The organism is Streptomyces sp. NPDC006140, assembly GCF_040628815.1.
Classification (GTDB): Bacteria; Actinomycetota; Actinomycetes; order Streptomycetales; family Streptomycetaceae; genus Streptomyces.
In genome coordinates this window covers 470287-495315 of sequence record NZ_JBEXTS010000003.1, presented here as the reverse complement: position 1 = coordinate 495315, position 25029 = coordinate 470287, and the positions used below count along the sequence as shown (strand labels likewise).

22 protein-coding genes and 1 tRNA gene are annotated in these 25029 nt (G+C 70.2%); 8 read left to right on the top strand and 15 right to left on the bottom strand.

The window, feature by feature from the left end; all coding sequences use genetic code 11:
• Window positions 1–6: 6 nt before the first annotated feature.
• Window positions 7–1332 carry a UDP-glucose/GDP-mannose dehydrogenase family protein gene (locus ABZ386_RS11690; RefSeq protein WP_351333584.1) on the bottom strand — a complete coding sequence of 442 codons (1326 nt, stop codon included), beginning with the start codon at window positions 1330–1332 and terminating at the stop codon, window positions 7–9.
• Between the two features lie 53 nt (window positions 1333–1385).
• Window positions 1386–2633 carry a glycosyltransferase gene (locus ABZ386_RS11685; RefSeq protein WP_358648376.1) on the bottom strand — a complete coding sequence of 416 codons (1248 nt, stop codon included), beginning with the start codon at window positions 2631–2633 and terminating at the stop codon, window positions 1386–1388.
• Window positions 2634–2851: 218 nt separating this feature from the next.
• Here ABZ386_RS11685 and ABZ386_RS11680 point away from each other — a divergent pair, with 218 nt between their 5' ends.
• Window positions 2852–3814, top strand: coding sequence for a methyltransferase domain-containing protein (locus tag ABZ386_RS11680; RefSeq protein ID WP_351333590.1), 963 nt, complete (start codon window positions 2852–2854; stop codon window positions 3812–3814).
• Between the two features lie 14 nt (window positions 3815–3828).
• On the opposite strand, the gene ABZ386_RS11675 is transcribed toward ABZ386_RS11680, so the two are convergent.
• The 3 genes from ABZ386_RS11675 to ABZ386_RS11665 are packed head-to-tail and all read right to left on the bottom strand — an operon-like array spanning window position 3829 to window position 6610.
• Window positions 3829–4776: an NAD-dependent epimerase/dehydratase family protein gene (locus ABZ386_RS11675; RefSeq protein WP_351333593.1), complete on the bottom strand. Its 948-nt coding sequence runs from the start codon at window positions 4774–4776 to the stop codon at window positions 3829–3831.
• Window positions 4776–5519, bottom strand: a complete 744-nt coding sequence (locus tag ABZ386_RS11670; RefSeq protein WP_351333596.1) for a sugar transferase — start codon at window positions 5517–5519, stop codon at window positions 4776–4778. Before ABZ386_RS11670 ends, ABZ386_RS11675 begins: the two co-directional genes overlap by 1 nt.
• A 29-nt stretch (window positions 5520–5548) precedes the next feature.
• Entirely contained in the window at window positions 5549–6610 is a 1062-nt protein-coding gene (locus ABZ386_RS11665; protein ID WP_351333597.1) for a glycosyltransferase, read from the bottom strand.
• Between the two features lie 112 nt (window positions 6611–6722).
• Between ABZ386_RS11665 and ABZ386_RS11660 the strand changes: the two genes are divergently transcribed.
• Complete coding sequence (locus tag ABZ386_RS11660; protein ID WP_351333600.1) at window positions 6723–8168, top strand: polysaccharide biosynthesis tyrosine autokinase; 1446 nt, start codon at window positions 6723–6725, stop codon at window positions 8166–8168.
• Between the two features lie 17 nt (window positions 8169–8185).
• Window positions 8186–9601: an O-antigen ligase family protein gene (locus tag ABZ386_RS11655; RefSeq protein ID WP_356616743.1), complete on the top strand. Its 1416-nt coding sequence runs from the start codon at window positions 8186–8188 to the stop codon at window positions 9599–9601.
• Here the strand turns inward: ABZ386_RS11655 and ABZ386_RS11650 are convergent.
• From ABZ386_RS11650 to ABZ386_RS11625, 6 genes are all read right to left on the bottom strand, one after another.
• The gene (locus ABZ386_RS11650; RefSeq protein ID WP_355716562.1) at window positions 9559–10575 is read right to left on the bottom strand and encodes an NAD(P)-dependent oxidoreductase; all 1017 of its coding nucleotides are present in this window, start codon (window positions 10573–10575) and stop codon (window positions 9559–9561) included. The two genes, ABZ386_RS11655 and ABZ386_RS11650, sit on opposite strands and share 43 nt — an antisense overlap.
• 37 nt (window positions 10576–10612) lie before the next feature.
• Window positions 10613–11650 carry a glycosyltransferase family 2 protein gene (locus ABZ386_RS11645; protein ID WP_356501813.1) on the bottom strand — a complete coding sequence of 346 codons (1038 nt, stop codon included), beginning with the start codon at window positions 11648–11650 and terminating at the stop codon, window positions 10613–10615.
• Window positions 11647–12849: a hypothetical protein gene (locus ABZ386_RS11640; RefSeq protein ID WP_358964653.1), complete on the bottom strand. Its 1203-nt coding sequence runs from the start codon at window positions 12847–12849 to the stop codon at window positions 11647–11649. The genes ABZ386_RS11645 and ABZ386_RS11640 overlap by 4 nt, the downstream gene beginning before the upstream one ends.
• Window positions 12846–14321 (bottom strand): polysaccharide biosynthesis C-terminal domain-containing protein, encoded by a 1476-nt coding sequence (locus ABZ386_RS11635; protein WP_358964652.1) that lies wholly within the window; start codon window positions 14319–14321, stop codon window positions 12846–12848. Before ABZ386_RS11635 ends, ABZ386_RS11640 begins: the two co-directional genes overlap by 4 nt.
• A 123-nt stretch (window positions 14322–14444) precedes the next feature.
• A complete protein-coding gene (locus ABZ386_RS11630; RefSeq protein ID WP_351333618.1) occupies window positions 14445–15503 on the bottom strand; it encodes an LCP family protein in 1059 nt (352 codons plus the stop codon).
• The gene (locus ABZ386_RS11625) at window positions 15503–16825 is read right to left on the bottom strand and encodes a DegT/DnrJ/EryC1/StrS family aminotransferase (RefSeq protein WP_351333621.1); all 1323 of its coding nucleotides are present in this window, start codon (window positions 16823–16825) and stop codon (window positions 15503–15505) included. Before ABZ386_RS11625 ends, ABZ386_RS11630 begins: the two co-directional genes overlap by 1 nt.
• A 146-nt stretch (window positions 16826–16971) precedes the next feature.
• Between ABZ386_RS11625 and ABZ386_RS11620 the strand changes: the two genes are divergently transcribed.
• The gene (locus ABZ386_RS11620; RefSeq protein ID WP_355721903.1) at window positions 16972–17712 is read left to right on the top strand and encodes a TetR family transcriptional regulator; all 741 of its coding nucleotides are present in this window, start codon (window positions 16972–16974) and stop codon (window positions 17710–17712) included.
• Window positions 17713–17945: 233 nt separating this feature from the next.
• Window positions 17946–19046 carry a hypothetical protein gene (locus ABZ386_RS11615; RefSeq protein ID WP_351333628.1) on the top strand — a complete coding sequence of 367 codons (1101 nt, stop codon included), beginning with the start codon at window positions 17946–17948 and terminating at the stop codon, window positions 19044–19046.
• 36 nt (window positions 19047–19082) lie between these two features.
• Here the strand turns inward: ABZ386_RS11615 and ABZ386_RS11610 are convergent, their stop codons facing one another.
• From ABZ386_RS11610 to ABZ386_RS11600, 3 genes are all read right to left on the bottom strand, one after another.
• Window positions 19083–19901: a DUF427 domain-containing protein gene (locus ABZ386_RS11610; RefSeq protein ID WP_358964651.1), complete on the bottom strand. Its 819-nt coding sequence runs from the start codon at window positions 19899–19901 to the stop codon at window positions 19083–19085.
• 86 nt (window positions 19902–19987) lie between these two features.
• Window positions 19988–20971 carry an aldo/keto reductase gene (locus ABZ386_RS11605; protein ID WP_358964650.1) on the bottom strand — a complete coding sequence of 328 codons (984 nt, stop codon included), beginning with the start codon at window positions 20969–20971 and terminating at the stop codon, window positions 19988–19990.
• 88 nt (window positions 20972–21059) lie between these two features.
• Window positions 21060–21722, bottom strand: a complete 663-nt coding sequence (locus ABZ386_RS11600) for an NUDIX domain-containing protein (protein ID WP_114256618.1) — start codon at window positions 21720–21722, stop codon at window positions 21060–21062.
• Window positions 21723–21958: 236 nt separating this feature from the next.
• Here ABZ386_RS11600 and ABZ386_RS11595 point away from each other — a divergent pair, with 236 nt between their 5' ends.
• Entirely contained in the window at window positions 21959–23149 is a 1191-nt protein-coding gene (locus tag ABZ386_RS11595; protein WP_356616737.1) for an FAD-dependent monooxygenase, read from the top strand.
• A gap of 61 nt (window positions 23150–23210) precedes the next feature.
• Here ABZ386_RS11595 and ABZ386_RS11590 read toward each other — a convergent pair.
• Window positions 23211–23284: transfer RNA gene (locus tag ABZ386_RS11590), tRNA-Pro, on the bottom strand.
• A 98-nt stretch (window positions 23285–23382) separates the two neighbouring features.
• On the opposite strand from ABZ386_RS11590, the gene ABZ386_RS11585 reads away from it, so the two are divergent.
• Together ABZ386_RS11585 and cobF are read left to right on the top strand one after the other, a co-directional pair.
• Window positions 23383–23961 carry a DUF309 domain-containing protein gene (locus tag ABZ386_RS11585; protein WP_358964649.1) on the top strand — a complete coding sequence of 193 codons (579 nt, stop codon included), beginning with the start codon at window positions 23383–23385 and terminating at the stop codon, window positions 23959–23961.
• A 262-nt stretch (window positions 23962–24223) separates the two neighbouring features.
• Window positions 24224–24994 carry a precorrin-6A synthase (deacetylating) gene (gene cobF, locus ABZ386_RS11580; RefSeq protein WP_358964648.1) on the top strand — a complete coding sequence of 257 codons (771 nt, stop codon included), beginning with the start codon at window positions 24224–24226 and terminating at the stop codon, window positions 24992–24994.
• Window positions 24995–25029: the final 35 nt, after the last annotated feature.

Sequence of the window (25029 nt, the reverse complement as noted above, 5' to 3'; positions counted from 1 at the left end):
CGCCAGTCAGCCGAGGTTCGGTCTGCCCGGCGCGCACAGCGTCCAGCCCGCGGCGCACCAGTCCGCCGGGTCGAGGGTGTTGCGCGCGTCGACGAGGGCCGGGGTGCGCACCACCGCGGCGAGGGCCACGGGGTCGATCTCCCGGTACTGGGGCCATTCGGTCAGGTGCAGGACGACGTCGGCCTGCTCGCATGCCTTGGTCACGTCCAGTGCGAACTGGAGCGCGGGGTACGCCGCCCGGGCGTTGTCGATCGCCTCGGGGTCGTGGACGCGGACCTGTGCTCCCCTGCGGCGGATCGCATGCGCCACGGCGAGCGCCGGCGAGTCCCGGACGTCGTCGCTGCGGGGCTTGAAGGCGGCGCCGAGGACCGCGACGTTCCGATCCGTGAAGGTCCCGCCGAGGGCCTTCTGCGCGAGGGCGATGGTGCGTTCGCGCTGGCGTGTGTTGATCTCGTCGATCTCGTGGAGGAAGGCCACCGACTCGCCCAGGCCGAGTTCCTCGGCCCGCGCGGCGAAGGCCCTGATGTCCTTGGGCAGGCAGCTGCCGCCGAACCCGAGCCCCGGAGCCAGGAACCGAGGGCCGATACGGGAGTCGGCGCCCATCGCCCGGGCGAGGGTGAGCACGTCCGCGCCCGTGGCGTCGCAGATCTCGGCCATGGCGTTGATGAAGGAGATCTTGGTGGCGAGGAAGGAGTTCGAGGCCCCTTTGACGAGTTCGGCGGTCGCGGTGTCGGTCACGATGAACGGCGTGCCGGCCGCCAGGAGAGGCGCGTAGACGGCCCGCAACCGCGCTTCGGCGTGCTCCGAGCGGACGCCGACCACAATGCGTTCCGGCCGCAGGGTGTCACGGATCGCGCAGCCCTCCCGCAGAAACTCCGGGTTCCAGGCCACGTCGGCAGTGGGGGCGACGGCGCGCAGGAGGACGGCCAGCCGGGCGGCGGTCCCGACGGGCACCGTGGACTTGCCGACGACCAGGACTTCTTCGTATCCGCTGTCGTGGAGGTACGGGGCCAGACCGTCCCTGACGGCCTCGAAATCCCTGAGATCGGAGGCACCCGAACCAGGCTGCTGCGGGGTGCCGACGCAGACGAAGTGGGTGTCGGCGAACCATGCGGCTTCGACCAGTGACGTGGTGAAGCGCAGCCGGCCCGTGTCGACCATCCGTTTGAGCAGGCCGGGCAGGCCGGGCTCGTAGAACGGTGGCCGGCCGGCGGCGAGGGCGCCGATCCGCTCCGCGTCGATGTCCACGCCGAGCACTTCGTGCCCGATCTCCGCCATGCAAGCGGCGTGGACCGCCCCTACGTATCCGGTACCGATGACAGTCAGGCGCATGTCGGTCTCCGTGGTGGCCGCGTCGGGGGCATGTCGCCGGTCGACGCTCGGGTTCAGTCAGGGGGCAAGGCCCCTGCTGCTCGGTTCAACGGTCCTGGCGTGGCCCCCTGGGCCCGGCCGGGGACGCCGGCCGCCCGCTCCGGGAGGGGCGGCAGGCCGAGCAGGTCGCGGTAGCAGTCGTCGACGGCCGCGCACATCGCGCGGGGCGCGAAGGAGGTACGGACCCGCCGGCGGCCCTGCTGCCCCATCTCGGCGGCCTCCGCGGGATGGTCGAGCAGCCAGGTGACCGCCCGTGCCTCGCGCTCCGGGTCGGCGGGTGGCACGAGCAGGCCCGTGGCACCGTGCTCGACCAGATCGGGGACCCCGTTCACAGCCGTGGCGACGACCGGGCGAGCGGTGGCCAGCGCCTCGGTGAGTGCCCGGCCGAGGCCTTCGTAGAGCGATGTCGTCACGAAGACGTCCAGCCCTGCCACCAGCCAGGAGGCATCCGGCCGGTACCCGCCGAAGGTCACGTCGACGTCCAGTTCCGCGGCGAGCCGCCGGACCTCGCCCTCCAGCGGCCCGTCGCCGATCATGACGAACGCGGTGCCCGGGTGATCGGCACGGATCGCGGCCGCCATGCGGATGAAGTCCCAAGGTGCCTTCTGGTAGTCGATCCTGCCGACGGTGCCGACGAGGGGCTTGTCGCGCGGCACGCCCAGCTCATGGCGGGCGACAGGATCGAAACGCTCGGGGATGTGCCCCAGGTCCACGGCTGACGGCACGACATGGACGCGGCCCGGCGGGGCCAGGCGCTCTTCGACCGCCTCCTGCGCCACACGCGGCGCGACGGCGAGAAACCGATGTGTGAAGCGCCGTGTCGCCCGCTCCAGCCAGCGGTACGCCGTCCGCCTGCGGCGGGACATGTACGGGTGGAAGCTGAAGCCGTGGAAGGTGTGCACCACCACCGGTGTGCGGGACAGCCGTGCGGCGGCCCGCCCCAGGAATCCGCCTTTGCCCGAGTGGGTGTGCACCACGGTGAACCGCTCGCGGCGCATGAGACGCACCAGTCTCCAGAGCACCAGAAGGTCCAGCGGGGTCAGGGTGTGCCGGAATCCCGGCACCTGGACCGTGCGCAGTCCGGCGGCACGCGCCCGGTCCCAGAGGTCACCCCCCGGGACCCCGGCGATCCACACCTCGTACCGCTCGGGGTCCATTCCCTCTGCCGACAGCAGGGTGTTGCCACCCGCTCCCGCCGTGAAGCGGGTGATCACGTGCAGGACCTTGATGCGAGGCAGCGGCGGTGGCGTCGGCAGCGTCACCACCGGGGCCACCTGCGGGGGCGCAGCGGGCCAACTTGCGGCTCCTGCGGCGGACCGCCCCGAGCCGGTCACGAGCGTCCCCTTCGTCATAATCGACCACCGCCTCGGATGCGTATATTTACGACGTATACGTACATCATCGCCTATCGGGCGCCATGGGTCAATCCATCAGAAGCTGGTCATATGAGACCAATCGGAAGCGCGCCGGAGGGACGTCCATGGTCCTCGCCGACGTGAACGCGATCGAGCGTCTCCTGGTCTGCCCTCGTTGCCTGGCACCGCTGCTGGCGCGGCCCGGCGGCTTCAACTGCACCAGGCCCGACTGCCTCTACCACGCCCCCGTGGCGTTTCCCGTCGCCGGCCGGTGGCCGGTGCTCGTCGACTTCGAGCGCAGTGTCGTCGACCGCGAGGCGCTCATCGCGACGTCCGGCGGCACGAATTCCCAAGGGGCGCGCCCCTTGGGCGCCGACGGACTTCCGGCGCCGCTGCGCCGCATCCTCAAACCGGCCAATCGCGCAGCGGCCCGGAACATCGATCTCCTGCTGCGCGGACTTCCCGGCCGCGCGTCGCGGCTGCTCGTCGTGGGTGGGGCCACCGTCGGCAACGGCGTGGGCGCGATCTACCGGGATCCGCACGTGCAAGTGATCGGTTTTGACATCGTGGGCGGTCCCGTCACGCAGTTGATCGCGGACGCCCACCAGATTCCGCTGCCCCCGGCGAGCGTCGACGCGGTGCTCGTTCAGGCCGTACTGGAGCACGTACTCGACCCGCCCCGGGTCGTCGCAGAGATCCACCGGGTCCTGCGGGACCGTGGGCTCGTGTACGCCGAAACCCCGTTCCTGCAGCAAGTCCACGCCGGTGCCCACGACTTCACGCGGTTCACCGCGAGCGGCCACCGTTACCTCTTCCGCCGCTTCGAGGAACTCGCCGCCGGCCCCATCACCGGCCCCGGCACCCAACTGCTCTTGAGCGTCGACCACTTGGTCCGCGGACTGGCTCGTTCGGCTCTCGCGGGCCGCGCGACGCGGGCGTTGCTGTTCTGGCTGCGCGCCCTGGACGCCTGGGTGCCCGAGCGCTACGCGATGGACGATGCCACCGCCTTCTACTTCCTGGGGCGCAAGCGGGACGGCGAGATGTCGGCCGCGGAGATCCTGACCTACTACCGCGGAGCACAGTCCTGACGCCGCCTCGGCGGTCACAGGGAAGGCACCGGCTGACGCGCGGCGGCGGCCGCGATCATGGCCGCGAGACCGTCCCGTACGCCCGTCGAGGGCCGGAAGCCGAAGGCTTCACGGGCGACCGTGATGTCAGCGGCGGTGCGGCGGGCGTCTCCGGGCGCACGGGGTGCCCGCACCACACGTACCGAGGCGCCCAGCAGCCGAAGCAGCCCGATGACCTGATTCATCGTCACCTCGGATCCGCCTCCCACGTTCGCCACGCCGCTCCACGAGGAGTGCGCGGCGTCGCGCATCGCGGTCACCACATCCGCGACGTAGGTGAAGTCCCGGCTCTGCTCACCGTCTCCGTACAAGGTGAAGGTCTGATGTGCGAGGGCCGCGGTGATCAGCCGGGAGAACGCCATGTCGGGTCGTTGCCTGGGACCGTAGACGCTGAACAGGCGAAGGGAGACGGCGGGCACCCCGAAAGCGGTGCGATACGTCTCGCAGAGGTGCTCTGCGGCCAGTTTGGTCACGCCGTACGGAGACACCGGTCTGGGGCGCACCGCCTCTCCGGTCGGGTACGCCTCGGCGTCCCCGTAGACCGAAGAGCTGGAGGCGTACACGAGCCGTCCCAGCCGTGTGGCGCGGGCCGTTTCCAGGACGCGCTGGGTGACGAGGATGTTGCGCTCCACGTAGACGGCGAACTCCGGTCCCCAGGATCCTCGTACGCCGGGCTGCCCCGCGAGATGGAAGACCGCGTCGGCATCGGCGAAGAGCGGCTCCAGCGGCACCGCCAGCAGATCGTCCTGCCGGAAGGTGAAACGGTCCCGGCCCAGCAGAGGGCGGAGGTTCTGCCGCTTGCGCACGGGGTCGTAGAAGTCCGTGAGGGCATCGACGCCCGTCACGTCGTCGCCGCAGGACAGCAGGTGTTCGCAGAGATGGGAGCCGATGAATCCGGCTGCCCCGGTCACGACGGCACGCATCAGGATCGGCCTCCCTCGGTGCACCGCGCCACGTCACCGGCCGCCCCGGCGCGAGAACTCCGGGGCCGGTCCCAGGCGGCGGACAGGAGATACCACGGTGTGCGCGCGGCAAGGCGCAGCACCGTGAAGGGGGTGATGTGCGCCAGAAGCTCCGCGTCCATCGCGGCCCGGCGCGGGAGCATGACCTCGAGGTAGTACCTCTCCGGATCAGGCCTGCCGTCCAGCAGCACCGCGTCGGAACGTGAGCGAAGCTGGCACGGCCCTGTGAGTCCGGGGCGGTGACGGAACACCCAGTGGTACTGGGGCGGGTAGCGGTGAGCCAGTTCGGCGGCCTCGGGGCGCGGGCCCACCAGCGTCATGTCCCCGCGCAGGACGTTGAACAGTTGGGGCAGTTCGTCCAGGCCGAAGCGCCTCAGCAGCCGGCCCGCAGCGGTCACACGGGGGTCTGACGTTCCGGTGAGGCCGGGGCCCGCGGCGTCCTGCCGCATGGTGCGGAACTTGTAGAGAGTGAACTCGAGCGCCCCCTCCCCCATGCGCCGCTGCCGGAAGATCGCCGGTCCGCCGCTCGTGCTGCGCACCAGGACGCACAGGACCAGCAGCAGCGGTGACAGAAGGACGAGCAGCACCAGCGAAACGACGACGTCCAGGGCGCGGCGCGGCGCCGTGAGAGGCACCGGCGTCATGCGCGGGAGAACCTGCTGCTTCAGGTGACCAGTGGTGTCCGGGTGACCAGTGGTGTCCATGGGGGGTGTCCCTTCATTGGCTGCCGTCGTCATGACGCCGCCGCGGGAAGTTCCAGAGCCGCCGTCCAGCGGGACAGCCAGGCGTCGTAGGAGTACCGCCGTCTCACGACGGCCCGGGCACCGCGCCCCAGCCGCTCCCGGACGGCGTCCGAGCCGTCCAGCAGCCCCAGGATCGCGTCGGTCCATTCACCGTCGTCGCGGGCGGCCGGCATCCGGAACCGGCGCAGGATGTCGGCGTTCACCCCCAGGGGGCTGGCTACCGACGGAACCCCCGCGGCGCCGTACTGGAGCAGCTTGTAGCCGCACTTGCCCAGGCTGTAACGGGTCGCCGGCAGCGGCATCAGGCCGATGTCGATGCCGGCCAGCACGGTTCGCTCGGTGTGCGGGCTCCAGGCGACCCGGTCGACGAAGGCCTCCAAGCGGCCGAGTGAGCGCCGCGTCGTGCCGACGAGCGTCAGGCGGGCGCCGCTGCGCCGGTGGATCTCTTCGAGCGCACCGGCCACCAGGAGCAGGTACGCCTCGTTGTCGCGCGAGCCGATCCAGCCGAGCCGCGGTGGGTCATGCAGAGCGTAAGAAGTCTTGGGCGCGTAGTCCTCCGGCTCCACGCAACTGGGGATCACCACGACGTCGCGATGGTGGTGCGCGGCCCAGTCCCCGAGGATGTCGTTGCCCGCGATGACACGGTCGGCGTGACGCACGGCCGCCCGCGCCTTGGCGGCCTTGGGCGCCAGGCTGCGCGCCAGACCGCCGCCTTGGTCCCACTGGAGGGCGTCGTCGAAGTCGTACACGGCGAACTCCGCGCTCGACAGCAGGCGCCGCTCCCACCAGCCGCGGCTGAGCGGGGATGCCTCCCGGTGCAGCAGCAGGCGCCTCGGGCGCGCGGTCGCGAGCCGGTGCAGGCGCAGTTCCGCCCGTGCCACGGCCAGGGGATGGCGGGCCAGGCGGGAGGGCGCGGCGTCGGCCAGCGAGGCGTAGGCGCTCACGGTGAAGTCGGCGTCGACGCGGTCCAGCCATTCGAAGACACGGACCCGTGAGCTGCCCGCTCTGCGGCTGTAGGGAGTGACCGCGCAGTGGCTCGGAGGACGGTCCATGGCTTCACATTCCACGCTCGACGCTGATATCGTACATTTACGCCGTAAACCAAAATATGCCTTGTCGTTCACCTGTGAGTCAAGGCGGCCGTCCGGACGGATGGAGGGTTCCATGGACCTCCGGGAATTCATCGACGTGCTGCGCCGGCGGTGGAGGGTCGTCGTGGTGTGCGGCCTGCTGGGACTGGCCGCGGCCGTCGCCGTGACAGTCTTGACGCCACCCACGTACACGGCGAAGGCGCAGTTGTTCGTCGCCACCAATGACAAGGACAGCGCCGACGCCTACGCGGGCGGTCTGTTCACACAGCAGCGGGTCAAGTCGTACACGAGGATCGCGAACAGCCCCACGGTGCTCGAGGCCGTCATCGCCGAGTTGGACCTGAAGACCACGACCGGGCAACTCGCGAAGAAGATCAGCGCGCAGGCGCCACTCGACACGACCCTGGTCGACATCCGGGTGCAGGAGAGGTCCGCCGCACGCGCACAGGCGATCGCCGACGAGACCGCCGTCCAGTTCACGAAATACATCGACAGCATCGAGAAGGCGGCCAGCGACGCGCCGCCCGTGATCAAGGCCAGCGTCGTCGGTGACCCCGGGCCGCCGTCGGCGCCCACGAGCCCGCGTCCGGCGCTGAACCTGGCGATCGGGCTGCTCTGCGGTCTCGTCGTCGGTATCACCGGCGCCGTACTGCGTCAGTCGCTCGACACCACCGTCCGGTCGGCTGGCGACGTCCGCCGCCGCCTGGGTCTCCCGGAGGTAGGCGCACTGCCGAAACCCGTCCGGCGAGGCGCTCACACCGGCCCGGTCGCCGGCGGAACGCCCCGGGACGAGGCGCTGAGCCAGCTTCGCGCCCGTCTTCCCTTCTCCTCCTCCGACGGGCGCGTGCCGCGTTCGCTGCTGATCGCGAGCGCCCTGCCCCGAGAGGGCAGGACCGAGACCGCCCTCGACCTGGCGGCCAACGTCGCGCGGACCGGCCGGCGCGTTGTCCTCGTCGAGGCGGATCTACGCCGACCGCACCTGGCTCGGACACTCGGCCTGGACGGAACAGCCGGACTGGCGGACGTCCTCACCGGTGAGGCACCACTCGACGGCGCCCTCCAGAGCTGGGGCGACGGGCCGCTGCGGGTGCTGGCAGCCGGCACTCCGGCACCGGACCCCAGCGCACTGCTCTCGTCCCCGCGCATGACGCAGCTGTTGCGGACTCTCGAGTCCGACGCGGATCTCGTGGTGGTGGACAGCCCTCCGCTGCTCCCCTACGCCGATGCGGCGATCCTCGCCCCGGCGACCGAGGCCGTGCTCCTCGTCCTCCGGGCCGGCAAGATCCGCTACGACCTGGCGCACCGTGCGCTCGAAAGCCTGACCTCCGTCCACGCGCGCGTGGTGGGTGCCGTTCTCACCGGCGTGCCCGCCGAGAGACTCCCCGGACGGCGCCCTGGCAGCGAGGCGAGGGAGCGAAGCCACGCTCCGGTCTCCGACCGCCGGCCGGCACCGGTTCCAGACGGCGAACCGGCACGGGTGTCCACTGGTGTCCGTTCCCCGGCCGGGCACCGCCGTTAGGCACAGGGAGGCTCCGCATGTCGCAGGAGCAGTCCACCTCGGTGCTGATCATCGGCCTGCTGTCCCTGCTGGCCCTGATCCCGTGGGCGGCAGCCTTCCTCAGGGCCCGCACCTTCAGGGACTGGGACCTCACCGCGACTCTGGTCCTGCTGGTCGGAGTGCTGGCCAACGTGGACGCCGCGGCGTATGTGATCGGCTCGGGCCGGCAGGAGCAACTGGACCCCCTGGGCCGCACCGTGATCGGTTCTCCGGGGTGGGTGCACCAGATCGCCGTGGTCTCCAACGGCTTGCTGCTGGGCGTATGTGTGGCCTTCGTCCTCTACCGGCTGCTGGTCGCACGCGCCCGGATCAACGCCGCACCGCTCATCGCCTTCACGATCGTCCTGGCCCTCGGAGCGTCCGACGGCCTCAACGGTCAGCCCCTGTGGAGTCCCAGACAGCTCACGCTGCTGGCGGCCCTGCTCGCGGCAGCGGTCGGGCGTCCAGGACGCTCGGCGCTCCTCGGTGGCACCGCCGTCGCCATGGTGTACACCACGATGGGCGGGATCCAGGCGCTCATGGAACCAGCCGACGTCCTACGCCCCTGCCGCGCCGACAACGCGTGCAATGTTCTCGGAATCCACTACGCGGGCGTCTTCACCAACGAGAACATCCTGGGCCTGATGCTGCTCCTGTGCATCCCCTTCGCCTGGCTGAGTCTGCGCGGCAAGGTACGGATCGTCCTGGCGTGCTACCTCGCCTTTCTCGCGGCCGCCACAGGGAGTGTGCTCGCCGGAACAGCGGCGGTCGCCACCGTGGTACTGCTGGCCGTGCTGCGTCCCCGACTCCGTGACGAGGAGACCCCAGGGGTCCCACGCGGTATGCCCGGACGCAGCCTCCTGGCCGTGTCCGTCCTTCTCCCGGCGGCCGTCCTCGGTGTCGTCGTGCCGCTGCATCATGCGATGTTCGGCGACCTGAGGCTGCGTGCCGCCATCTGGGACATGGCGAAGGAGGAGTGGGCCGACTCACCACTGGTCGGGTACGGAGGCAAGGCCTGGTCGGCCAAGTACCCGCAGGGCGAGATTCCCGCCGCCGTCTCGCCCTCCCTGCACAACGAATGGATCGACGTGGCGTACGCCGGCGGCCTCATCGGAGTCGTTCTCTTCCTCATCCTGCTGGCATATCTCGTCTTCCGGGACGGAACCAGGGGAATACCCACCATTGCCTGCGTCCTGTTCCCCGTCCTGCTGAGCTCGGTCATGGAACGCCCGTGGGCCTTCGACATCAGCAATGCGCTGACGTTCACCCTCCTTGCGGCCACGCTCGTCCCGACCGGTACGCGCGGAAGCACGACGACGTATGCGCCGGAGACATCCGTATCCCGGGGGCGAGTGCCTCCGGTCGGCACGCGTCACGAAACGCCTTGTTTCGACAGGTCAAGGGCTCGCAGATAGTTGCTGTACCGAGGCGACAGGTAGTCCTCGTACGCGCCGTTCATCATCGCTTGGCGTATCTCGCGTATGCCGTCGACCACCCGGAAACGGTTGGTGAACGAAAGGGCCTGCCGGATGAGGGAGAAATCCACTCGGTAGTTCCGCGGGTCCAGTGACTCCCCGAGAACGTCGGCGACCGAACCGGGCACCTCCTGCTGGATCAGCTCGGCGAGATCCTTGATCAGATAGTTCTCGTTGTTCGAGCCACAGTTGTACACCGCGGCCGTCGAACCCGGCTTCTTGTGAAGGCACTTGAGGATCGCCGAAGCAGCGTCACGCACATGGAGGAAGGGCCGCCACTGGGACCCTCCGTGGACCACCAGGTGCCCCTGGGCGACGGCGCTGGCCGTCATGATGTTCACGGCCAGGTCGAAGCGCATGCGGGGAGACAGCCCGTACAAGGTCGCGAAGCGCAGGATGCAGGGCTCCGGCCCGTTCGCGTGCGGTGAGAGAAGGTAGTGCTCCGCCAGCACCTTGGTCTGCGCGTACACCGACTGGGGATTGAGGGGAGACCAGACGTCGGCCTGACCTCCTTCGGTGCTCCCGTAGTTGCTGCAGGTGGACGCGAAGACGATCCGACCGACGCCGAACCTTCTGCACGCCTCCACGACCCGGATCGTCCCCAGGTAGTTCGTCCGCATGGCCAGATCCTCGTCCACCCCGCACGCGGGATCTCCGACGATCGCGGCAAGATGGACGACCGCGTCGACATCCGCCAGAGCCGTCTGCCAGGAGGCCGGTTCCAGCACGTCCCCCTGCTCGTACGTCACATGAGGCAGGGCGGCCCGCGTGTCCGACACGTGGCCGCTGTCCAGTGACACCACCTCGAGTCCACTGCGGGACAGCGTCTCGTTGACGAGAGAACCCAGATAACCTTGCCCGCCCGTGACGAGAACCCGTGTGATCTTCATTTTCTTGCCTTCCGACCGTTTCATCGGTTACGCATACCGGGACTCAGTGCGATGAGTTCTTTCATGCCGTGAGACGCCTTTCGTGCTCGGGCGCGCGTACTGCGGTGTCGCCCGACTGACGGCGCCGTGCGATCTCGGGCGGGGTCGGGGGCAGCTCGGGACCACGGCGAAGCCACCGCAGGAATTCCCGGTACACGGTGATCGTGGCCCGGAGTTCCGGGCGTTGTCCCCGCAGTGCCGCCCCCACCAGCCGGGCCACCGGTTCCACGGACAGGCTCATGACCGTCAGCAGCCATGCCTGGTGTTTCGGCCAGTTCCGGAACATGAAGCGGGTGCGGCTGCACAGCAGCAGATAATGCCGCCACGGTCCGAGTTGGGCCGAACTGACACGTCCGGCGTGATAGACCCGCGCTTCCTTGATGTGGTACGAGGGCCAGTTCAACCGCCGCGCCCGCAAAGCGAAGTCGACCTCCTCCAGATACAGGAAGTAGCCGTCGTCGAAACCGTTCAGTTCGGTGAACAAGGAGCGGCGCACCAGGAAGAACGCGCCGATGACCTGATCGACCGGACCCGAGCGGGACAGTTCCTCCGGCCGCATGTGCTGGGGCGGGAAGACGGCGGGCACCAGCCGGTCGAGCCCTGTCATCCGGCCGGCGAAGATACGCGGGCTGGGGAACCGGGAGCAGGAGAGCTGCGGACGTCCCTGTTCGTCCACCATGCGTGCCCCGAAGATCCCGAAGCCTCCCGCGGCGGGGGTCCGCAGAAACTCACCGGTGATCCGCAGCGTGTCCGGACAGAGCTCGGTGTCCGGGTTCAGGAAGAGCAGGAACTCCGAGTCGCACAAGGCCGCGCCCTGGTTGCAGGCCCGGGCGAAGCCGAGGTTCTCGTCGTTGCGCACCCACCGGACGGGCAGACCGGGGACGTGCGGGTCCCGCTCCGAGCCGTCGCTCGACGCGTTGTCGACGATCACCACCCTGCGGACGCGGAGCACCGACCGGTCGGCTCGGGCGATGGAGTGCAGACAGTTCTGGAGGTGACGTCCGGCATTCCAGTTGACGATCACGATGTCGGCCGTGAGATGCCGCCCCGGGGTGGTCATGCGAACCCGTGCCTGCCTGCCGCCGCGGAGTCCCGCTCCGGTCGCCCGGGCGATCCGTCGAGCAGCTGCCGCAGCGGCTCCAGGGTCCGGTTCCAGTCCAGTCGCCGTCCCTGTTCGTAAGCCGCGTCACTGACCGCGGTCCACCGTGTTTCGTCACTCAGCGCGTCGATGACGGTGGTGAAGTCCTCCTCTGTGTAGGGCACCGATCCGCGGAGAAGGTCGAGGTGACGTCGCCAGGCCGGGACCAGGACGGGGAGCCCGTGGGCCAGATAGTGCAGATGCTTGGCCGAGAAGCCCTCCTCCCGGATCGGGTCCCGCGTACAGGTGATCAGCCCGAACTGATAGTCGCTCAGGACATCCGGTGACGCGTAGCCGCGGTACCGGATGCCGAGGGACGGGTCCGGAGGCGGGCCGCCGTAGACATCGATGTGGGGGTACAGCCGGCTGAGCCGTCCCAGCAGGGGGAGGTTGATGAACTCTCCGCTGAGGGAGCCGACGTAGGCCACGCGCGCCGGACGTGCGAACCGCGCCCGGGTGTCCGAGGGGGTGCAGCCCCAGTTGAGCTGGAGGAAGTTGTCCCCGCTGAGCCCGTAGTGCTTCTGGGCGTACCGGCCGTAGGTCTCCCAGGAGAACGAGAGGTGCTCCATTCCTTCCAGGAAGTCCTTTTCCCAGCCGCGGAACCTCCGATGCTGCCGACCCGTGAGCCGGCCCTCGTGAAACACCTCGTCGGCCCAGGGGTTGGGGCAGTCGTACAGGGTCTCGGCCGAGGTGCCCGTCGTGAGCACACCCGCGTCGAAAGGGGTCTCACAGATGACGAGGTCGAAGTCGTCGAGTGCCAGGTCGGTCCGGAGGATGCGCCGACGCAGACGGTGGTCGCTCAGCAGCACGTAGTACGAGAGGTGACGCCGTCCGAAGCCCCACCGCCGGGTGAGCACCCTGGACGCGATGTCGTTCGCGTACAGGGCCAGCTTCGCCGGGCGCAGGGATCCGGGGAGCATCCGGCCGGGGGAACCAGGGGTACTGGACGCCCGGGCCAGGTAGTTGGTGTCCACCAGCCGCACATCGTGACCGAGTTCCCTCAGGAACCGCTCGATGGCAAGGGGCTTGACGCTGTTGGCGTACCCGTCGAGCTGAGCCACGATCAGGACCCGCTTGCGCTGCCGCTCACCGGGCCTTTCCGAAGTGGTCGGGGTCATCATGCTTCCTCCTTCACAGGCTCTCGCTCCGGCGTGTGCGGGGCTTCGGTGAGGGCGCGGGCCATGAGCGACCACGCGATCCCGAGGCCGGCGAGCACGGGGAGACCCGCCAGCAGCAGCGGCAGCGCGCCGTGCCACCCCAGCCTCAGCACCAGGAGCTCTCCGACACCGGCGGTGAGGATGGCCGACGCGGTCGCCGGCACCCAGCGCCGCGGCAGGCGCCGGTCGCGCAGACGCGCCAGCCGCCGGCAGAGGACGACGAGGTAGAGGGAACCCGCGACGATTCCGATCGAAGTCGCCACCACCACACCGATGACTCCGAACAACAAGGTCAGAGGCACCGTGAGCGCCAGGTTCACCACCGTCGAACACCAGGAGTACCGGGTTTCCAGCCCTGGGCGGCCGATCGCCCGGACGAAGCAGGTACGCATCCCCGTGAACGCCACCTGCACGGCGTATCCGGCCAGCAGAACGGCGGCCACAGCTCCGCTGAGTGCGAGATCGGGTCCCAGCCACACCACGACCGCCGGTCCGACCGCCGTGGTCGTCACCGCCCCGTAGGTGAGAACCGCCGGCAGCCAGCGGGACTGCAGGACATGGAACTCCCGTACTGCTCCGGCGAGTCCACCGGCGGCGTAGACGTGCGTCATCCGGGTGAGGATCGGGGGGAAGGCGTAGAGCGGCAGGCTGCGCAGTGCGGTCGCCGCCTGGTACCCGGCCGCGAAGATGCCGACGTACCGCACGGGCAGCAGTGCGGCGATCACCAGGGCGTCGATCTCCCCGTTGAGGAAGACGGTGAAGCCCGACAACTGCATGCGGGAGGCGTAGCCGATGAAGTCGCGCCGCTCGGCCGGCTCCGGCAGCAGCGGTCGCCGGATGCGGATGTGCCGCGCCCCCGCGCAGAAGCCACCGACCGTCACCAGGGCGTATCTCATGGTGGTCAGAACAGCGAGCAGCCGCAGGTCTTGCCCGCCGTCGACGAGTACGACCACCGCGACCGCGTAGGTCAGACAGGATCCCGCGCTGACGGACGCCAGGCTGCGGAAGCGGGCGTTCGCCTGGAGCAGCGCGATGGCGGAGTTGGAGACCAGGGCCAGGGTGAGGAGCGGGCCGAGGACCAGCAGCAGTTGCTCGGCTTCCTCCGTCAGCCGCGGTGGCACGTCGAGGGCGCTCACCACGACGGGTCCGAGCAGCGCGCAGAGTCCGGTGACGAGGGCGCCGAGCGCGAGGAAAACCGCCACCGACCCGACGACCAGTCGCCCTGTGCCGTCCCGGTCGCCGCGGGCGCCGTGGTAGGCGTAGAAGCGCGCGAGCGATGCGCCGACTCCCCCGTCCAGCACGGTGAGGGTGGCCAGGAACACCAGGATCAGCGACCAGACACCGAACCGGTCGAGTCCCAGCCGATGGATCAGGACGGGCGTCAGCGCCAGGTTGGTGAGCAGCGGCGCGCTCTGCGCGAGTGCGCTGAAGCCCATGCCGGAGACGAGAGTCCGTCCCTGGCCGGCGGGAGCCCGCGGGTGGGCCGCCTCTCCGGGTCCGGGCGTGCCCCGAGGGCCCGGGAACGGCTTCGCATGGCGGCGGAGGCGCACGTGACCGCCTCACTTCCTTGTCCCGGGCGGGTTTCCGGTCTCGATCCCGTGGCACAGCGATCGCAGGCCGGCCCGGTCGAGGATCAGGACGTACTGGCGGTCGATGAAGTCGGACCGGACGATCGGTGCGGTGGTGAAGTAGGCGTCCGCCGAGTCCAGGTGCCGCAGGCCGAGGACGAGGTCCCGCAGGTCGCCGTTGGACAGTTGGTCGTCCACGCTCACGGTCCCGGTGATGGCGTCGAGCATCCGGTCGATCTTCAGGGGGTTGGTGATGCTCACGTCGTCGCGTATCTCACCGATGAGGGCCCGCAGGAACTGCTGCTGCCGTTTGATCCGGTCCAGCTCCCCACCGGGCAGACCATGGCGCTGCCGGACGTAGGAGAGCGCCTCCTCGCCGTTCATGGTGTGGGTTCCCGCTGTGAAGTGCCGTTCCTGTTCCGGGTCGTAGGAATCCGCGGGCACAGTGATCGGCACACCGCCCACGGCGTCGGTGAGCGACCTGAAGCCATGCCAGTCGATGACGGCGAAGTGGTCGATCCTCACGCGCGTGAGCTGCTCGACCGTCTCGACGAGGAGCCGCGGGCCGCCCCAGGAGAAGGCTGCGTTGATCTTCGCCGATCCGTGTCCGGGGATGGGCACCCAGCTGTCACGGGGTATCGACACGGTGTACGACGTGCGCTCGCCGGGGCCGAGGTGAACCAGCATCAGGGTGTCACTTCGCTGGGCTCCGGCCTTCCAGAGGTCGGCCACGGCGTTGCCCCCGGTGGTGGGTTTCGCGGAGCGACTGTCGAGCCCGGCGAGCAGGAAAGTGGTGCCGTGGTTGTTCTTGCCCTCCGGATCGTCCGGCTTCGGGGGCCGCGGGCCGTCGGGGAGCGCGTGGGGAATCCGCTCCACCTGGTCGCCGTAGTGGTTGGTGGCCCACCACACGCCGCCGGCACCGAGCGCCAGCAGACCGGCCACCGCGATCACCAGGCACACCAGCAGGGTCCGCAGCCGGCGGCGCGGCCGTCGGCCGCTTCCCGGAGGCTGTCCGGGCGGCCGCTGGTCCCGCCGGCGGCGCGTGGACATCAGCGGCCTTCCGCGTACGGGCGGGCCATGGCGGTACGAGGCCGAGTCGGCCTGCTCGGGTGAGCGTGTGGTCCGGTGGGCCGATCAGGCTTGAGCCGGGCGAGTTCCCCGCAGACCCGGTCGACCGCCGCCTCGCTGAGGAAGGGGTGCAGAGGGAGGGACAGCAACTCGGGGAAGAGCAGGTCGGCCCCCGGCAGGCCACCGGGCGGCGTGAGGGCAGTGCGCTGGAAGTGCGGCAAGTGGTGCAGGGGAATGAAGTGGACGGAGGTACCGATGCCGCGCGCCGCCAGCGCCTCGACCAGTTCGTCACGGCCGGTCCCGTACTCCGCCGGCACCCGCACCACGTACAGATGACGGGCGTGCCGCCCCGGGGCGGGGACGTCCAGCGGCTCGATCCCGGGAACGGCCGCGAGCGCCTTGTCGTACCGTGCGGCCAGGGCGTGCCGCCGTCGCTGCCACTCCTCGAAGTGACGGAGCTGGGCCCGTCCGATGGCAGCCTGTACATCCGTCATGTTGGCCTTCAGGCCGGCCTCCTCGACGGTGTACCGCCAGCGTCCGCCCGGCAGCATGCGCCGCCAGGCGTCGGCGGACATGCCGTGGAGCCTTGCGCGGCGGATCCCCGCGGCGAGTTCCGCGTCGTCCGTGGTCACCATGCCGCCCTCTCCGATGGGCAGGTTCTTGGTGGCGTAGAAACTGAAGCAGGTCGCTCTGGACAGGCTTCCCACCGGCAGGTCGCCCACAGAGGTGCCCAGGGCGTGGGCGGCGTCCTCGACGACCCGCGCCAGGGGCAGCCGCGCGGCCTCCGCGAGCGCGGCCACCGGTGCGGGGGCCCCTGCGTAGTGCAGGACCATCATCGCCTGGGGGCGTCCGCAGCTCCGGACGGCTTCGGCGACCGTGGCCGGAGTCGGGGTCGCTGTGCGCGGATCGATGTCGACCAGCACCGGCCGGAGCCCGGCGTGCAGGACCGCGTGGGCCGCGCCGCAGAAGGTCACCGCCGGGACCAGTACCGTCGCGCCGGGCGGGAGCCGCAGGGCACGCAGCGCCAGTTCGAGCGCCGCCGTGCACGAACTCACCGCGATGGCGTGTTCGGCTTCGACGTACGCCGCGAAGTCGCTCTCGAAGAGTTCCGTCTCATGACCGGTGGTCACCCAGCCCGAGGCGAGCACGTCCTGCGCCGCTCGCCGGGCTTCCGGACTGATCCACGTCACCGCGAAGGGCACCTTCTCCACTGCGGACTCCGGTGCGGGCGGCGTGCCGTCGAGAGCGGGGGGTCGGCCGCGTCCGACCGGTCGCTGCCGGGGCCGCAGCCTGTGGATTGTCATGGCGTACTCCCCTGTGCTGCCTTTTCCGGGATCCAGCCCGCCCCTATCCCGTATATTTACGACGTATACGTACAGATTCCTCCGGTTGCTGCGTAGAGTCAACAGGAGCACGACCACCGTTCGGGCAGACCTGCTGGAGGCAACGCATGGCCGAAGACGAGGCCGGGGTACGGCGGACGGGGAGCGGCCCGGCGCGACGGGCGAGCGACCGCGGGCGCTACGGCCGGCTGAGCCGGGAGCGCGTGCTGGCCAGCGCTCTGGAACTGGTGGACCGGGAGGGGCTGGGCGCGCTGAGCATGCGCCGTCTGGGCGCCGAACTCGGCGTGGAGGCGATGGCGCTCTACCGGTACGCGGCGAGCAAGGATGCCCTGCTGGACGGCCTGGTCGAGGCCCTGTACCTGGAACTGGAGGAACGGTTGAGCATCGAGCCGCCGGCCCGGGCCACCGCCGAGGCGCCGGCGTGGCGCACCCAGCTCCACCGCATCGCGCGAGCCACCTACGAGGTGTGCCTCGCCCACCCGCGGGCGGTGCCGCTCCTCTCCACGCGCATGCTGGCGGTACCGCTGGCGCGGCGCCCCTCCGCCGTCCTCAGGGACCATGAACGCGTGCTCACCCTGCTGAAGGAGGCCGGTTTCGACGAGGCCACCGCCTCTTCCGTCTTCCGCTCCTTCACCGCCTGGCTGCTCGGCTACATCTCCGTGGAGCTGCGCCCCATGGTGGACAACCCTGATGAACCGGACCCCGCCTTCCGTCTCGGCCTGCACCGCCTGTCACCTCAGGAGTTGCCCACGCTCCGGGCGACCGCCACCTCGCTCGTCGGACAGGGCGGCCCCGAAGACCTGATGGCCGGGCTGGACGCGCTGCTCGACCGGTTCGCCCGGAAGTAGCAGCACAGTGTGCGGGGACAATTCCCGTACAGTCTCCGCCATTTCGAGGTCTGAGCGGCCACGTGTCGCGGGTTACGCCCATTGACGGATAATGATCATTAGCGGCTCACATGAGGGGCCAGTTTCCGGTACGAAGGTCTGTGGATTCAGCGGGGTACAATGCGGCGAGTGGCGTCGGCCGCTGAATTATTCACACGGAGTTTCCGGATTCATTCTGATCACAGAGGTCGCCAGTGAAGATTTTCAAGAATTCCCGCCCCATGACCCGCAGGTCGATGCTGGCGCTGACGTCGGTCCCCCTTCTGGCCGCAGTGCGACTCCCCTCCAGCGGCAGCGGCAAGGTTCTCGTCACGGACTACGCCACACCGCAGTTGGCGGCCGACGCCGCCGAAGGAAAGCGCCTTGTCTTTCCGGCGGGGCGCACGTACACGGTCACTTCACTGTCGATCCCGGCCAACTGCTACGTCGAGGGCAACGGTTCGACCCTGCGCTTCCCGGACAACTCCACCTCGTCGGCCACGCAAAGCGACGAGATACTGAGGGTGAGCGGATCAGGCGTCACGATCGACAACCTCAAGTTCGACGGACGTGCGGCGAACCAGGGAGCCACCTGGTCTCAGTTCCGCCACTGCTTGAGAATCCACGGGAACATAAGCAACGTGACCGTCAAGAACTGCGAGTTCAGGAACATCATCGGCGACGGCGTCTACGTGAACATCGGAAGCTCCGCCAAGAATTGTGTCATCGGACCGAACAACACGTTCTCATCCGAATACTTCAATCGAAACGGTGTTTCGATCATCACGGGCACACGTATCGAAGTGCACGGCAATACCTTCATCAAGTGTTCGCGTTCCGGGATGCCCGGCCCCATCGACCTTGAGCCCAACTCGTCCAGCGACACCTTGTCCGACGTGTCCGTTCACCACAACACGATCATCGGCGGATCCACGACAGGCACGGGCACGTTGCCGGGTATCGTGTACAGCGGATTCCAGAACGCGCCGGCCGACAACATCGCCATCCACGACAATGACATCAGCGGCAGCAGATTCACGGACGGCATCCTGATCATCGGAATGAGCGACGGCCCGTTCAACGCCGCGAAGAACCTGAACGTCTACAACAACAACATTCACGACATCGGGAATGCGAACCGGTTCGGGGTCAGCATCAACTACCACATCGCCGCGAATGTGTACGACAACACGTTCAACGGAATGCAGTGGGCCATCTACAACTACAAAGGCGCTCTGGGCACGTCGACCGGTAACACCTTCATCGGTGTGACCAGCCAGATCACCGATGATGAACCAGACTCCATGCAGGTCTGACGGGCTGGCCTTGGCTCACTTCACGTGGGTAGCCCCTCACGGCCTCCGGCGCAGCATCGCGCTGAACGGTGTGACGGGCCGTTCCAGGCGCTCGCCGTCCACGGTGATGTCGACCGCCTCGTTGTAGAAGGCGAGCCGGTCCTTGATCGCGGCCACCGCGGGCAGCGGGGCGGGGTAGCTCCAGACGATGTTGGGCGGCACATCGCCCTCGCCGCGCCAGGACCAGTACGTGGCGGTTCCCTTGTAGGGGCATCCGGTGCTGTGGTCGTTGGCGTCGAACAGGTCCAGGCGGACGTCCTCGCGGGGGACGTAGTACCGGATCGGCAGGGAGGTCTCGAAGAGCAGGACGGGGGCGCGGGTGTCCGCGACCGTCCTGCCGTCGATCTCGACCTGTACATGGCGACTGCTGGGCAGTGCGTCCACGCGTTTGTGCGGGTCACGAGGGTGGATGAAGATCTCTTCCTCCTCCTCGTACCAGTGGTCGAGGCCCGTGTCGGCTCGGCGGAACCACTCGAAGGCGATGTGGCCGGCCAGGTCGTCGGCGGGGAAGGTCCAGGCCGCGTTCGGCCGTACGTCTCCGCCGGCCCGGAGGTCGTAGAAGATCTGCGAGCCGGTGTGGGTGCCCGTCGGTGGGTCCTGCGCCGGGCGGAGGAGGTCGGTGCGGACGTCCTCGCGGGGGAAGGCGTACTGCGGCACGGGCAGGTGGGGCTCCCAGACGAGCACGGGGTGCCGGCTGTCGACGACGGTGATGTCGCCCTTTCGGCCGCGCACCCAGCGCTCGCTGGGCTCCCACATGAGGCCTTCGGGGGTGGTTCTGATCGAGCGGGCGGCGGGGTGGGCCGGGTGGGTGGTCATGGCCGGTGCTCCTTCCGGAGGTCCGAAATTCCGATGTCCGGATGACCGATGTCCGGATGACCGGTTCCCTCCACGGTCCCACGCTCTCAGTGCGCCGCGTCCAGCCTCGCCCGCTGCTCGGCGGTCAGGTCCAGGTCCACCGCGGCGAGGTTCTCCTCCAGCTGGGCCACCGAGGAGACCCCGGCGAGCGGGATGATCGGCAGCTCGCCGCCGAGCTGCCAGGCGAGTACGACCTGGTTGAGGGTCGCCCCGGTCTCGCGGGCCACCTCGCGCAGCGCCGCCAGCCGGGGCGGGGTGCCGGGGTGGTCGAAGTCCGCGGGCAGCCGTTCCGGGCGGGTGTAGGCCCCCTTCAGCAGGGGTGAGTACGCGACCAGGGTCAGACCGGGTTCGGCCCTCAGGTAGCTCAGGAGGTCGGGGCCGGCGTGGCCGAGGCTGCCGTCCGGGGAGAGGTCGTCGGGCACGTCGGTGCGAGGACGCAGGTGGGTGTGGGCGTACTGGAGCACCTCGTAGCCGGGGAGCCCGGCCGCGGCGGCGAGGGCCCGGGCCCGCTCGATGCGCCAGGTGGCGTGGTTGCTCGCGCCGAGCAGTCCGACGGTGCCCTCGGCGACCAGGGCGGCGAAGCCCTCGACGGTCTCCTGGAGGGGGGCCTTGTGGTCCTCGATGTGCGCGTACAGCAGGTCCAGCTTCTCCACGCCGAGCCGTTCGCGGCTGCGCTCCGCAGACTCGCGGATCACCTTCGCCGACAGGCCCTCGGGGTTGTCGACGTAACTCGTGCCGGGGGCCAGGGGGCGGGCGCCGAGTTTGGTGGCGATGACGATCTCGTCGCCGATGCCGCGGCTGCGGCGCCAGCGGCCGAGCAGTTCCTCGCTCTGCCCGCCCTGGCCGCCGTCGGTCCAGAAGGCGTAGTTGTCGGACGTGTCGATGAAGGTGCCGCCGGCCTCGACGTAGCGGTCGAGGACGGCGAAGGACGTCTTCTCGTCCGTCACCGAACCGAACAGCATCGCGCCGAGCGCGAGCACGCTCACCTCGCGGCGGGTCCGCGGGTCCGTGCCGATCGTGCGGTACTTCATGGCTGCTCCTCCCGTGCGCACCCCGGGGTCGGGGGCATGCACGGGAGTCTTCATCTTGAAGAGCACTCCAAGTCAAGGCCGCCGGGCCTCACTTCGCGAACGGCCCCTCCAACGCCGCCCACTGCAGCAGCATGATCGTCTTCGCGTCGGCGATCTCCCCGGTGCGGATCATCTCCAGTGCCCTGCGGAAGGGGAGTTCGAGGATCTCGATGTCCTCGCCCTCCTCGCCCAGGCCGCCGCCCTCGTGCGTGCGGGTCGACGGGCCGTAGGCGGCGGCGTAGAAGCTGACGCGTTCGGTGACCGAGCCGGGGCTCATGTAGACGTCGAAGACGTGCCGGACCTCGCCGATGGTGTGGCCGGTCTCCTCGACGACCTCACGCCGGACGGCGATCTCCGGGTGCTCGTCATCGTCGTCGAGGAGACCGCCCGGTGTCTCCACGAGCATGCCGTCGGGGTGCCCGTTGACGTACACGGGGAAGCGGAACTGGCGGGTGAGCAGCACCGTTTCGCGTTCGGTGTCGTACAGCAGCATGGTCGCCCCGTTGCCGCGGTCGTGCGTCTCGCGTTCCTGGGTGCTCCAGGTGCCGTCGGCGTGCCGGAAGTCGAAGGTCGTGGTGCGTTCGACGTACCAGTGGCTGGACAGGAGCTTCACGTCGCGCACCTTGACGCGGGGGTTGCCGGTGAGGTCCCGGCCGGTGCGGTCGAGCCCGGTGCGGCCCCTGCGGTCGGGGGTGTCGATGCCGGCGGTCATCGGGCACCGGCCGGGCGGGGAGGGAAAAGCGAAGTGGTCATGCCCGCTTCTACCATCCGGGGCGGCCTGTCACCGTACGTTCCGGGGCGGCCCGGGTGCCCGGGCACGGCGGCGTGGCGCGTCTGCGTCTGCCCCTCGCCCCGTGAGCCGGGGACAGTAGAGGGGGCCGCACCGGGGTCCTTGCGGGCATGCCTGCACGGCCGCGGTGGTCCGGTTCACCTCACGGGGGAGGACTTATGGAGACAGCCCGGAGCACGCGGCACGCGCTCGTCGTCGGGGCCGGTATCGGCGGGCTGGCCGCCGCGCTCGCCCTCGGCCGCACCGGGTGGCGGGTGACGGTGCTGGAGCGGGCGGCGGCCTTCGGGGAGATCGGCGCGGGCATCCAGCTGAGCCCCAACGGCGTGCGCGTGCTGAGCACCCTCGGCGTGCTGGACCGGCTGCTGCCCACGACGTTCCGTCCCGAGGCGGTCGAGATGCGGCTCGGCCGCTCCGGCCGGCGCGTGTTCCGCGTCGAACTGGCCGAGACGGCCGTACGGCGGTGGGGCGCGCCCTACCTGCACGTCCACCGCGCGGACCTGCTCGACGCCCTCCTCGCCGGGACGGCCGGCAGCGGCCTGGACATCGACCTGCGCACCGGGTCGGCGGTGCGGGGCTACGAGCAGGACCCGGAGCACGTCACGGCGGTGCTCGACTCGGGGCGTCGGATCAGTGGCAGCCTGCTCGTCGGGGCGGACGGCATCCACTCGGTGATCCGCGGTCAGCTGCTGGGGGCCGGCGAGCCCCGCTTCACCGGCCACGTCGCCTGGCGGGTCACCGTCCCGATCGAGCGGCTGGGGCGTGACGTGCCCCCGCCCACCGCGTGCCTCTGGGTGGGCGAGCGGCGTCATGCGATCACCTACCGGCTGCGCGGCGGGGCGCTGGCCAATCTCGTGGCGGTGGTGGAGCGCGACGCGTGGCGGGGCGAGTCCTGGACCGAGCGCGGTACCCGGCGGGACGCGCTGGCCGATTTCGAGGGCTGGCACCCCACGGTCACCACCGTCCTCCGGGAGGCGGACGCCCACTACCGCTGGGCGCTGTTCGACCGCGAGCCCCTGGAGGAATGGACCGACGGACGCGTCGCGCTCCTCGGTGACGCCTGCCATCCGATGCTGCCCTACCTGGCCCAGGGCGCCACCATGGCCATCGAGGACGCGCAGGTCCTCGCCCACCGGCTCGAACGCACTGGCGACGTGCCGCGGGCGCTGCGCTCGTACGCCGCGATCAGGCGACCGCGTACCGCACGCGTCCAGGCCGGTTCGCGCGAGAACGGCCGACGCTTCCACCGGGACGGCCGCTTCGCCCACGTGCCCCTGTGGTTCCTCGGCACACTGGCTCCCCACGTGTACCACCGCCGACTGGACTGGCTGTACGGGCACCGGGTTCCTTGATCCCTCCGGGCATGGGAAAGGCCCCCGCGGGCGACTGCCCGCGGAGGCCTTTTCCGCACCGTCGGGACGACAGGATTTGAACCTGCGACCCCTTGACCCCCAGTCAAGTGCGCTACCAAGCTGCGCCACGTCCCGGTGCGCGCCACCCGCGGTGAACCGCGTGATCGCGCGAACAGCACTTTACCCCACACCCCTGTCCGAGCCGAAAGCGGCCCGGGCGGGACAATCGGCGTATGGGCAGCACAGGCGATGAGAACGGCTCGGGCAGTGGGGGCGGCACGAGCGGTGAGGACAGCACGGGACGGCCGGCCGGTGCGCGGGACCGCGACAGTGAGGGGCGGGCGCGCAACGCCCGGCCGCGGGACGGTCTCGGCCGGCCCCTGCCGTACGGCGCGGACGGCGTGCCCCGCCAGCCCGAGGGGGTCGTCCGCACCCCGGAGGAGACCGTCGCGGAGGCGCAGCGGCTGCTGGACGAGGGCAAGCCGTTCCACGCCCACGAGGTCTTCGAGGACGCGTGGAAGTCGGGGCCCGAGGAGGAACGGGAGCTGTGGCGCGGCCTCGCCCAGCTCGCCGTGGGCCTGACGCACGCCGCCCGCGGCAATCTCACGGGCGGGGCGCGGCTGCTGCGGCGGGGTGCGAGCGCGGCCGAGACGTGGGTGTCCGGCTCCGGACGGGCCGTCCCGCACGGCATCGACGTCGGGACGGTCACCGTCTGGGCCCGGGAGCTGGCACGGGAGGTGGAGCGGGACGGCCGCGCCGTGGACGCGGGAGCACGGGCGCCCCGGCTGCGGGGAGCGGGCTCGGGGGGCTGAGCCAGGACGCGGGGGCTGGGCCAGGACGCGGGGGGCTGGGCCAGGGCGCGGGGGGCTGGGCCAGGACGCGGGGGCTGGGCCAGGACGCGGGGGCTGGGCCAGGACGCGGGGGCTGGGCCAGGACGCGGGGGGCTGAGCCAGGGCGCGGGGCACCGAGCCGGGGCGCTGAGCCGGGCCGCAATCGAGCCTCACAGTGCAGCCCCGTCCCCTCACCCACGGACGCGGTGAAACCCCGCCCCCACCCGTACGGCAGACTCGGGGCGTGCGAAAGATTCATGTCATCGGTATCGGCGCGGGCGACCCGGACCAGCTCACCCTCCAGGCGGTCAAGGCACTGCGGAGCACGGACGTGTTCTTCATCCTGGACAAGGGCGAGGTGAAGGCGGATCTCACCGGGCTGCGGCGGGACATGCTCGACACGCACGTTCCACCGGGCACGTACCGGGTCGTCGAGGCGCGCGACCCCGAGCGGGACCGGAGCGCCGGCGGCGCGGCCTACTCCCCCGCCGTCGAGGACTGGCGCAGCGCCCGGGCCGGCATCTACGAGCGGCTGATCGCCGAGGAACTCGGCGAGGAGGAGACCGGCGCGTTCCTGGTGTGGGGGGACCCCTCGCTGTACGACAGCACGCTGGGGATCCTGGAGGAGGTGCTGGAGCGGGGCGCGGTGGCGTTCGAGTACGACGTCGTGCCCGGCATCAGCAGCGTCTCGGCGCTCGTCGCCCGGCACCGGACGGGCCTCAACCGGGTCGCCCGGCCGGTGCAGATCACCACGGGGCGGCGGCTCGCGGAGGGCTTCCCGGAGGGCGTGGACGACGTGGTGGTGATGCTCGACGCCCGCCAGGTCTTCCGGCGGTTCGCGCAGGAGGACGTCGACATCTACTGGGGCGCCTACATCGGCACCCCGGACGAGATCCTGATCTCCGGCCCGATCGCCGAGGCCGCCCCGCGGATCGAGCGGTTGCGGGCCGAGGCCCGCGAGCGCAAGGGCTGGATCATGGACACCTATCTGCTGCGCCGGAACCCCCGCGACTGATGTGACTGGCGGGCGCGGCACCGGGCACCCGTGCG

Bases quoted from the DNA above. Each gene is read 5' to 3' on its own strand.
- ABZ386_RS11690 (WP_351333584.1), bottom strand. From the start codon at position 1,332: ATGCGCCTGACTGTCATCGGTACCGGATACGTAGGGGCGGTCCACGCC.
- ABZ386_RS11680 (WP_351333590.1), top strand. From the start codon at position 2,852: ATGGTCCTCGCCGACGTGAACGCGATCGAGCGTCTCCTGGTCTGCCCT.
- ABZ386_RS11675 (WP_351333593.1), bottom strand. From the start codon at position 4,776: ATGCGTGCCGTCGTGACCGGGGCAGCCGGATTCATCGGCTCCCATCTC.
- ABZ386_RS11670 (WP_351333596.1), bottom strand. From the start codon at position 5,519: ATGGACACCACTGGTCACCCGGACACCACTGGTCACCTGAAGCAGCAG.
- ABZ386_RS11665 (WP_351333597.1), bottom strand. From the start codon at position 6,610: ATGGACCGTCCTCCGAGCCACTGCGCGGTCACTCCCTACAGCCGCAGA.
- ABZ386_RS11660 (WP_351333600.1), top strand. From the start codon at position 6,723: ATGGACCTCCGGGAATTCATCGACGTGCTGCGCCGGCGGTGGAGGGTC.
- ABZ386_RS11655 (WP_356616743.1), top strand. From the start codon at position 8,186: ATGTCGCAGGAGCAGTCCACCTCGGTGCTGATCATCGGCCTGCTGTCC.
- ABZ386_RS11650 (WP_355716562.1), bottom strand. From the start codon at position 10,575: ATGAAACGGTCGGAAGGCAAGAAAATGAAGATCACACGGGTTCTCGTC.
- ABZ386_RS11645 (WP_356501813.1), bottom strand. From the start codon at position 11,650: ATGACCACCCCGGGGCGGCATCTCACGGCCGACATCGTGATCGTCAAC.
- ABZ386_RS11640 (WP_358964653.1), bottom strand. From the start codon at position 12,849: ATGATGACCCCGACCACTTCGGAAAGGCCCGGTGAGCGGCAGCGCAAG.
- ABZ386_RS11635 (WP_358964652.1), bottom strand. From the start codon at position 14,321: ATGGGCTTCAGCGCACTCGCGCAGAGCGCGCCGCTGCTCACCAACCTG.
- ABZ386_RS11630 (WP_351333618.1), bottom strand. From the start codon at position 15,503: ATGTCCACGCGCCGCCGGCGGGACCAGCGGCCGCCCGGACAGCCTCCG.
- ABZ386_RS11625 (WP_351333621.1), bottom strand. From the start codon at position 16,825: ATGACAATCCACAGGCTGCGGCCCCGGCAGCGACCGGTCGGACGCGGC.
- ABZ386_RS11620 (WP_355721903.1), top strand. From the start codon at position 16,972: ATGGCCGAAGACGAGGCCGGGGTACGGCGGACGGGGAGCGGCCCGGCG.
- ABZ386_RS11610 (WP_358964651.1), bottom strand. From the start codon at position 19,901: ATGACCACCCACCCGGCCCACCCCGCCGCCCGCTCGATCAGAACCACC.
- ABZ386_RS11605 (WP_358964650.1), bottom strand. From the start codon at position 20,971: ATGAAGTACCGCACGATCGGCACGGACCCGCGGACCCGCCGCGAGGTG.
- ABZ386_RS11600 (WP_114256618.1), bottom strand. From the start codon at position 21,722: ATGACCGCCGGCATCGACACCCCCGACCGCAGGGGCCGCACCGGGCTC.
- ABZ386_RS11595 (WP_356616737.1), top strand. From the start codon at position 21,959: ATGGAGACAGCCCGGAGCACGCGGCACGCGCTCGTCGTCGGGGCCGGT.
- ABZ386_RS11585 (WP_358964649.1), top strand. From the start codon at position 23,383: ATGGGCAGCACAGGCGATGAGAACGGCTCGGGCAGTGGGGGCGGCACG.